Raw genomic sequence first — 8,946 nt, 5'->3', positions numbered from 1 at the left:
CAGGCCGCCGCCGCCGACTGGGCCCCGGGCTGGAGGAGGAGAGGCTGGAAGCAGAGCTGCGGGACGTAGACCGCCGGGCGCCGGGGAGCGGCCGGCTGGGGTCCTCTGCGTCGACCCAGCTGCCAGCACCGGTGCTGGCAGCTGGGGGCTCAACCTGGGCCCCTGTCGGAGCCCGGCCCGCCTCGACCTGCCACGGATCCTCAGCCACGTTGCGTTCCACTGCCGGGACACCGGGCCGCAGCTGGCGGCGGAGCAGGTCTTCGCTGAGGCCCTGCTCTGCCAGCAGCTCGGCGCCGAGGCGGGGCTCCTCCAGCAGGGCCAGGAGCAGATGGGGGACGTCCAGCAGCTGCGATCCCCAGGCGGCCCGGCACCGATCGGCTGCCTCCAGCAGATCCTCGAGGGCGTCGCCGATGTAGAGCTCGCCGCCGCGGGACGGGGGCTGCTCGGCGCAGAAGGCCTCGATCCGATCGAGGGCCAGATCCAGATCCAGCGGCAGAGGGTCCACGAACCGGGCCCAGCGGGGATCCTGCAGCAGCGCCTGCAGCAGGTGCTCCACATCCATGGCGCCATGGCGCCAGCGACGGGCCGTGTCCTGGGAGGCAAGCAACAGCTCCCAGGCCTCCTCGCTGAAGCGATCGGGATCGCTGGTGAGGCTCCCGGGAGCCGGCGAGGTGGAGACGGAGGAGACCATGACGCAGGAGGCAGGGCGGCGGGCAATCAGGCGGACGCCGCCGCCGGGGCGGAGCGCTGGATCAGCTCCACCTTGTAGCCATCGGGATCCTCCAGGAAAGCGATCACGGTGCTGCCGTGCTTCATCGGCCCCGGCTCCCGCACCACCCGGCCCCCTTTGGCACCGATGGCGGCACAGGTGGCCTGGATGTCGTCCACACCGATGGCGATGTGGCCGTAGCCGCTGCCCACCGTGTACGTGTCCGTGTCCCAGTTATGGGTGAGTTCCAGCACCGTGGTGTCACTCTCGTCGCCATAGCCCACGAAGGCCAGGGTGAAGCGACCGGAGGGGTAGTCCTTGCGGCGCAGTAACCGCATCCCCAGCACCTCCGTATAAAAGGTGAGCGAGCGTTCCAGATCTCCGACCCGGAGCATGGTGTGCAGCAATCGCATCGGCGAGCTCCTGCGGCGCCCTGCGCCGGTTCGGTCTGCCGCCATTCTGGCCGCAGGCTCTGGAAGCGCGGCGAGACTGCGTTGTGAGACTCGATGGTGAGGGGCAAGTCCGGCCGCTTCGCGGTACGCATGGGCACACCAGTGGGGGCGGGGGGCACCCATAGGATTCCCGCAATCCAGAGCGGCCTACGTGATCGATTCCCTCGACCTCGTCATCGATTCCATCGTTGCCCGCGAGGTGCTCGACTCCCGCGGCACCCCCACCGTGGAAGCCGAGGTCTACCTCGAGGGTGGCGCCAACGCCCGGGCGATCGTGCCCAGCGGCGCCAGTACCGGTGCCCATGAGGCCCATGAACTGCGCGACGGCGGCAAGGCCTACTTCGGCAAGGGCGTGACCCAGGCCGTGACCAACATCGAAGAGCGGATCGCGCCGGCCCTCTGCGGCCTCAGCGCCCTCGACCAGGTGGCGGTGGACAACGCCATGGCGGAACTGGACGGCAGTGACAACAAATCCGTGCTGGGCGCCAATGCCATCCTGGCCGTGAGTCTGGCGGTGGCCCAGGCCGCCGCCAAGGGGCTCAATCTGCCCCTCTACCGCTACCTGGGCGGTCCGATGGCGAATCTGCTGCCGGTGCCCCTGATGAACGTGATCAACGGCGGCGCCCACGCCACCAACAACCTTGATTTTCAGGAGTTCATGCTGGTGCCCCACGGCGCCAACAGCTTCCGCGAAGCCCTGCGCATGGGGGCCGAGGTGTTCCACACCCTCAAGGGTCTGCTGCACGACCAGGGCCTCTCCACCGCCGTGGGCGACGAGGGCGGTTTCGCGCCGGATCTGGCCAGCAACGATGCCGCCGGCGAGCTGCTGGTCAAGGCGATCGAGAAGGCCGGCTACCGCGCTGGTGATCAGATCTCCCTGGCCCTCGACGTGGCCAGCACCGAGTTCTTCAAGGACGGCCGCTATGCCTTCGGCGGCAGCCACTACACCAGCGCCGAGATGGTGGATCAGCTGGCGGCCCTGGTGAGCCGTTTCCCGATCGTGTCGATCGAAGATGGCCTGGCGGAAGACGACTGGGATGGCTGGGATCTGCTCACCCAGAAGCTGGGCGGCACGGTGCAGCTGGTGGGCGACGATCTGTTCGTGACCAACACCGAGCGGCTTCAGCAGGGCATCGACCGGGGCGTGGCCAACTCGATCCTGATCAAGGTGAACCAGATCGGTTCCCTCACCGAGACCCTGCAGGCGATCGACCTGGCCGGCCGGGCCGGCTACACCAGCGTGATCAGCCACCGCAGCGGCGAAACCGAAGACGTGACCATCGCCGACCTGTCGGTGGCCACGCGGGCCGGCCAGATCAAGACCGGCTCCCTGAGCCGCTCCGAGCGGGTGGCCAAGTACAACCAGCTGCTGCGCATCGAAGACGAACTGGGGAACCAGGCCGTCTACGCCGGCGCCGTGGACCGCGGCCCCCGCGGCAAGGGCTGATCAGCCCTTACCGCCACCCTGCAGCTGATCGATCCGGCCATCCCGCTGCAGCCGCGACTGCAGCTTCAGCCATCCCGTTGCCACCGGCAGACCGAGAACCAGGGGAATCGCCACCAGGGCAGGCCTGGCGCTGGCTGCCAGCAGAGCGGCTGCAACGGCCAGGCCGCCCAGCAGGAAGGACTGACCGGCACTCTGCTGCGCCAGGGCCAGGCGCCGCAGCAGCCGGTCGGTTTCACCGGCACGGATCTGCACCTGCAGATCCCCCTGCTCAATGCGGGCCAGGCTCTCATCGAGGCGACGGGGGATGCCCAGGGCGCGGCTGCCCACTTCGGCCGCCTGGCGACCCAGCTCGTTGATCAGATCGTTGGGGCCGGACCCACTGGCAGTCATCAGGGGCAGCAGGTAAGGGCGGGCAATGGAAACCAGGCTAAAGCCGGGATCGAGGCTGCGGCCCACCCCCTCGAAGGTGGAGAGGGCCCGCATCACGAAGATCAGTTCCGGCGGCAGGCGGAATGGCTGGCCATAGACGAGGTCATAGAGATCTCCGGACAGCTTCTGCAGCACGTTGGAGCTGAACGGAGGTGTGAGCGCCTCGGTGAGCATCACCCGCACCAGACGCCGGACCGGTCCGAGATCAACGCCCTCGGCGATCACACCGGCCTGCTGCAATTCCTCCACCAAGGTGGTGGCATCCCGCGCCGCGGCGGCTCGCACCATGCGGCCGAGGCGGCTGCGCAGCCGCTCCGAAATCTGCCCCATCATGCCGAAGTCGTAATAGATGAGGGCACCATCGGTTGCCACGGCCAGGTTGCCGGGGTGGGGATCGGCATGGAAGAAGCCGAAGCGCACCAGCTGTTGCAGATAACTGGCGGCGCCCTTCTCCGCCACGGCGGCGGGCTCGATCCCCGCGGCCACCAGGGCTGGCCGGTCGGTGATCTTGATGCCCGGCACGTAATCCAGGCAGAGCACGCGGCGGCTGCTCAGTTCCCACACCACTGCCGGGATGCGGATGCCCGGATCCTCCAGGAACTGCTGACGAAAGCGGGCGGCATGCTCGGCCTCCAGGCGGAAATCAAGCTCCCGCAGCAGCACGCGGCGGCATTCCTTGGCAATGCCGATCCAGTCGCGCCCCTCGCCCCAGCGGGGGTGGCGCTGCACGGCCGCCGCCACCTGCTGCAGCACTTCCAGATCGAGGCGGAAAAGGCGCTCCAGGCCGGGGCGCTGCACCTTGAACACCACCTGGCGGCCGCTGCGCAGGCTGGCGCGGTGCACCTGGGCCAGGCTGGCCGAGCCGAGAGGCACCTCCTCGAGATCGAGGATCTCGGCGCAACGCTCGCCCAGTTCCTGCTCCAGCAGACCCTCCACCACGGAAAACGGAAAGGCGGGCACCCGGTCCTGCAGATGGGAGAGTTCCTCCACCACATCGGCGGGCAGCACATCAGGACGGGCTGACAACAGCTGGCCGAGCTTGATGAAGGCCGAGCCCAACGAGAGGAATTGTTGGGTGAGCCAGCGGGCCCGGCGGCGCTGCCGTGCCGCCAGTCGCTCCGGCGTGAAGCCACCGGGATAACTCCAGCGACGGCCATCCCACCAGAGGCTGGCCAACAGTTTCAGAGTGAGGCCCCAGATCCGCAGCGGCCGCCAGATCCGAGTGGCGTCATCGAGCCGTGCACGGCGCCACGAACCGATGCCACGGGTTGGCGCACCAGCCGCGACACCGCTGACCGCCTTAGCTGTGACCGCGTGACCCGAGCCCGCGACGCCGCTGACCGTCATGGTGTTCAGTCCTGCACCGCGGGCCGTTCGTCGAGGCGGCGCGCGATGGCGGCCACCTGGGCCCGTAGCGCATCGATCTGGGCCTGGGTCTCCCGGGGGAAGCGAGAGGCACCCGCATCACGGGCGAAAGCCTCGCCGGGCGTGCCATCCCCCTCAAAGGGAGACGACGAAACAGAAGCGCCGGCCGCACCGGCTGAGGTGCCCGCGCTCCTCTCCAACCGTTCAGCTTCCAGTTCCACTTCCTGCCAGAACAGTTGCCATTCCTGCTGCAGCCGTTCGGGGGCCTCCTGGGCGAGCGCGGCCAGTCCTGCCGCGGCATCGGCCAGGCCACTGCCCAGCCGGGCCGTGAAGCGGTTGACGGCCGCCTGGAAGAGGGACTGGGGCGCGCTCATCTCGGGCCTGGTGCTGCCGTCACTGTGACAGCCGGGGGTTGGCACTGTGAAGGCTCACGGCAGCGGAGCGGGGCTGGGTGGCGGCGGCGGGGCCAAGTCGGAGGTCGTCTGGCTCGGCAGGGGGGCCACTGCCTCCGGAGCAGCTTGACGCGCGGAAGTCGAGGCCGAGGGTCCAGCGGGGGGTGTCGCCTGGGCTCCCCCCCCACCACCCTCCTGCGGTCGCTCAGGCTCCGGCAGCGCCAGAGGGTCGGGGGCCTCAGCCTGACGCCTCTCTTCGGCATCGAGAGCGTCCTGCCGCTTGCGCATCTCCTCCTCCTGTTGGCGGGACTGGGCCTCCAGTTCCAGCAGGTCGAGATCACCGCGGATCTGCTGACCCTCCTGGCCGAAGCGCTGCCTCAGGGCCTCCAGGCCGGTACCGGGGAATGGCTTGAGGGAAAAACCCTGGCCGAGGTGAATCAGGCCTGGCAGGTTGAGGGTCAGCAGGCGCTGGGTGAGGCCATATCCCACCCCGAAACAGACGCCAACCAGCAGGGGCCCGAGCCAGGGATTCGGCCGCGGTCTGGAGGTGGGCGGGGCCGCGGCGGCCATCACAGAACCTTGCAACTGTGCCGCCATCCTGCCTGCCGGATCAGGAGAACGGCCCCCGGCTCTCAGGACTGGCCGGGGCAGCCTGACCGGATCCGCTCCTGCACCAGCCGATCCGATTGACGGGCCAGGTCGGCACCGGCCTGCGTATAGAAGGGAAAGCCCAGTTGATTGCGATACAACACCGCGCGGCTGCGTGCCAACTCCGCCTCGGCCCGATGGCGGCACTCCACATAGCCGCCGAAATCGAAGGGCTCCTGTTGCAGGTCCGCCGCGCCCGCCGATTCCGGGTTGGCATTGGCGGCATCGGCGCGGCGATTCAACGCCGGGCAGAGTCGGTCGCGCACGGTGCTGGCCAGGTGGATCTCCGCAGCCATGGCCTGCTCCGCCAGCGCATTGCGGCGATCGAGCAGGGCCCCGCAGCGCTCAGCATCGGCCGCAAGGCCCGCTTGGGGCGCCAGGGTGAGCACCAGCCAGAGCAGCCACCGAAGCTGCGGGTAGAACCCAGGCACCCCTGGCGCAGAGGGGGGGGCTGGCGATGGAGGAGTCGATCGCGGCATCGAGGCTCTGCTGGGGAAGAAATCCGTGGCAACTCAGCGGGTTCATGCCAAACCATCGGCCCTGCAGAATCTTCGGAAACCAGGACAGCCAGGCCTTGAAAAGCATTGTCGCAGAAGGAGAGGTCAGAAAATCCAACTACAGGCCCGAGATTGATGGTCTAAGGGCCCTGGCGGTGATCGCCGTTATCGTGAATCACATCAACAAGAACGCCATGCCCAGTGGCTATCTCGGCGTGGACATCTTTTTCGTGATGTCTGGCTTTGTCATCACCTCGTCTCTGGCCAATCACCGCAGTGAGTCGCTCCAGGACTTCTTCCTCGGCTTCTATGCCAGGCGCCTCAAAAGGCTGATCCCAGCCTTGGCTCTCTTCACGGTCATTACCAGTCTGTTGATCTGCTTTTTCAACCCCGAACCGTACAACGAACTTGGACTTGCATGGAAAGGGATGTTTGGCATCTCCAATCTCAGCCTTTACGGATCGGCAACTGACTATTTTGCCTCTTCAACCGAGCTGAATCCATTTACCCACACCTGGTCTCTGGGGGTCGAGGAGCAGTTTTATCTTGTTTATCCATTTTTGATTTGGTTCTCAGGATTCGGCCGCGCCACGGTCAGGGGTGAATCCAATCTGCTCTGGGTGACTGGGCTTCTCTCCGTCGCATCACTGATCGGATTCCTTTATCTCTATCAAGTGAATCAGCCAGCAGCTTATTTTCTGATGCCGCCTCGGTTCTGGGAAATCGGGGCGGGGAGCTTGCTGTTTCTGGGCCTGAGGCATCCCAGCCAACTGCTGCGGTGGACAGAATCCCTGCCACCCCTGGCCGTTGCCGCCTGCCTGGTGGCGATCCTGTGGCTGCCTTTGGAGCTGGCTGTCATCGGCACGCTTGCCGTCGTTATCGCCACGGCAGTGCTGATTGCATGCCTGAGAAAGGGGACGTTGATGTACGCTGTCTTGACTAATGACAAGATAACGTACATTGGTCTGATTTCATACTCTCTCTATCTTTGGCATTGGGGAATTCTCTCGATCAGCCGATGGACGATTGGGATTCGCTGGTGGTCGATCCCAGTCCAAGTGGCGCTGATGCTTGCCTTGGGAATTCTCTCCTATCGATATGTCGAGACACCTTTGCGTCGAGCGGAGTGGTCCGCAATGCGATGGAAAACGATCGGCTTTGCGATCAGCGCATCCGCAGGCACGGCTGGCTTGGTGATCGGCCTGCAGAGGCTGCCGATTTCTCTTTATACCGGAGAGCAGCTTGAACTTGCCGCCAGGGGAGTGGAATCCCTTCTGCAGAAGTTTACCCTTTCAGGAACAGGTCGTGCGTGGCAAGGGCGGCCATGCGTGCTGACTGAAAACTCAGAGGCTGGCAAGATCATCACCTCTGCCGGATGCACATTGGGCGACCCAGACAAGGCAAAGCGTCGGGTGCTGGTGCTGGGTAATTCATTCTCTGCAGCATTTGTGCAAGCCTTCAGTAAGCTGGTCAAGAGAGATGGCTACGCCATTACGATCACGTCATCCTGGGGGGCGTCTCCCGTCAAAGGGATGGATAACTTCAGTGCGTATAAAGAAGCAAACACGTATTACTGGGAGCAAGTCGCGCCCTCATTGATGAAAGATCTGCGCAGAGGAGATTTGGTCTTTCTGATCAACGATTTATCAGATCTCACGCCAGCAGCAGATACGGGCAGAGCTCAAAGGCGGCGTCAACAATTTAAGCGAGGATTGGAGGAGCTCTCCCAGGAGCTCTCCTCCAAAGGGGTTCACCTTGCCGTGCTTCACGGCCTTCCGTTTGCCCGCGAGGCGAACTGCAAGCCCGTGAACGCCATCCCTCAGTGGTTCCGACCGCCGGGGAATCACTGCCCGATTCCCAATAAAGAAGTATCTCTGGTGAGGCGATCCAAGTTGGACATGATTTTACGAGAGCAAGAAAGGACTCGGAAGATCACAGTGGTGGATCTTTTCGATATCTTCTGCTCGCGTAAGGAATGCACCTACCTTGGTCGAGATGGCGAGGTTCTTTACCGTGACGAGCATTCCCACCCATCGGTGGAAGCAGCACGGCTGTCAGCCAATGCGATTCGTAAGGCACTCATGGCGCAATGACGCTTGTCGCGAGCTCTGGTGATTGCCAACTACGGGATCGATCAACCTCGCCGATTCCTCCTCCGAATTTCAGGATGGCATTCACGCCGTTGGGCCGCCGGGTCCTCGTTCATGCGGGCATCCGAGCTGGGACTGCTTTGGGCCCGTCCTGAGCTGCCGCCGTGAAAGTCTGAGCAGTCGCCCGATTCCAGCCAGTCATCTGCCCACAAAAAAGCGGACCCAGAGGACCCGCTCGATGACCATGGCCATAGTATTGCAGTTTGTAACGGGCCGTGGCTCGGCGCCCGCTTCCCTGATGCCCCATCACGCGGAGCGACCCACCAAGGTCTGCCAGGCCTGCGGCAGGCCCTTTCAGTGGCGCAAGAAATGGAAGGACGTCTGGGAGGAGGTTCGCTACTGCTCGGATCGCTGCCGCAGGACCCGCAACGACCGCAGAAACCAAGCCCGGATCTCTGCCTAGTGTGCCGTCCCGGAGATTTGTGAGCAAAGTCGCCGGAGCTTCTCCAGGATCGAGTCGGCGGTTGCCGTCCAGTTGAACGGGGCCTTGGTCTTGTTGTAGGCCGCAACGAACTGCTCGATTTTGGCGATCAGCTCTTTGACGCTGGAGAAGCTGCCGCGCCGGATCGCCCGCTGGGTGATGATCCCGAACCAGCGCTCCACCTGGTTCAGCCAGGAGGCGTAGGTGGGTGTGTAGTGCACGTGGAATCGGGGCCGTTGTGCCAGCCAGGCACGGACCTTGGCGTGCTTATGCGTGCAGTAGTTGTCCACGATCAGGTGGACATCAAGCTCCTCGGGGACGGACGTCTCGATCTGCCGCAGGAAGCCCAGGAACTCCTGATGCCGGTGCCGGGGCTTGCACTGGCTGATCACCTCACCGGTGGCCACGTCCAAGGCGGCGAACAGGGTGGTGGTGC

At 64.9% G+C, this 8,946-nt stretch carries 10 protein-coding genes; 3 read left to right on the top strand and 7 right to left on the bottom strand.

Annotated features, from left to right (window positions below; translation table 11 throughout):
• On the bottom strand, positions 1-691 hold a 691-nt coding region (locus VB716_RS08985; protein WP_323270286.1), incomplete at its 3' end, for a Clp protease N-terminal domain-containing protein.
• A 26-nt stretch (positions 692-717) separates the two neighbouring features.
• The gene (gene gloA, locus VB716_RS08980) at positions 718-1,122 is read right to left on the bottom strand and encodes a lactoylglutathione lyase (RefSeq protein WP_197158441.1); all 405 of its coding nucleotides are present in this window, start codon (positions 1,120-1,122) and stop codon (positions 718-720) included.
• A 190-nt stretch (positions 1,123-1,312) separates the two neighbouring features.
• Here gloA and eno point away from each other — a divergent pair, with 190 nt between their 5' ends.
• On the top strand, positions 1,313-2,608 hold the full coding sequence (eno, locus tag VB716_RS08975; RefSeq protein WP_323270285.1) for a phosphopyruvate hydratase: 1,296 nt from the start codon (positions 1,313-1,315) through the stop codon (positions 2,606-2,608).
• Here the strand turns inward: eno and VB716_RS08970 are convergent, their stop codons facing one another.
• The 4 genes from VB716_RS08970 to VB716_RS08955 form a co-directional block, all read right to left on the bottom strand.
• Complete coding sequence (locus VB716_RS08970; RefSeq protein WP_323270284.1) at positions 2,609-4,384, bottom strand: AarF/ABC1/UbiB kinase family protein; 1,776 nt, start codon at positions 4,382-4,384, stop codon at positions 2,609-2,611. It abuts the gene before it with no gap.
• Between the two features lie 5 nt (positions 4,385-4,389).
• The gene (locus VB716_RS08965) at positions 4,390-4,776 is read right to left on the bottom strand and encodes a hypothetical protein (protein ID WP_197170938.1); all 387 of its coding nucleotides are present in this window, start codon (positions 4,774-4,776) and stop codon (positions 4,390-4,392) included.
• Positions 4,777-4,830: 54 nt separating this feature from the next.
• Positions 4,831-5,364 (bottom strand): hypothetical protein, encoded by a 534-nt coding sequence (locus VB716_RS08960; protein ID WP_323270283.1) that lies wholly within the window; start codon positions 5,362-5,364, stop codon positions 4,831-4,833.
• Between the two features lie 62 nt (positions 5,365-5,426).
• Entirely contained in the window at positions 5,427-5,873 is a 447-nt protein-coding gene (locus VB716_RS08955; RefSeq protein WP_323248432.1) for a hypothetical protein, read from the bottom strand.
• Between the two features lie 26 nt (positions 5,874-5,899).
• Between VB716_RS08955 and VB716_RS08950 the strand changes: the two genes are divergently transcribed.
• Complete coding sequence (locus VB716_RS08950) at positions 5,900-8,032, top strand: acyltransferase family protein (RefSeq protein WP_323248435.1); 2,133 nt, start codon at positions 5,900-5,902, stop codon at positions 8,030-8,032.
• Between the two features lie 235 nt (positions 8,033-8,267).
• The gene (locus tag VB716_RS08945) at positions 8,268-8,492 is read left to right on the top strand and encodes a DUF2256 domain-containing protein (RefSeq protein ID WP_323270282.1); all 225 of its coding nucleotides are present in this window, start codon (positions 8,268-8,270) and stop codon (positions 8,490-8,492) included.
• On the opposite strand, the gene VB716_RS08940 is transcribed toward VB716_RS08945, so the two are convergent.
• A partial coding sequence (locus VB716_RS08940) for an IS630 family transposase (protein ID WP_323270281.1) occupies positions 8,489-8,946 on the bottom strand: 458 nt, incomplete at its 5' end. The genes VB716_RS08945 and VB716_RS08940 overlap by 4 nt on opposite strands.

This window comes from Synechococcus sp. CCY9201, assembly GCF_034931105.1.
GTDB lineage: Bacteria > Cyanobacteriota > Cyanobacteriia > PCC-6307 > Cyanobiaceae > CBW1002.
Note: the sequence above shows the minus strand (reverse complement) of the source record. Positions and strands in the feature narration are given on the sequence as shown.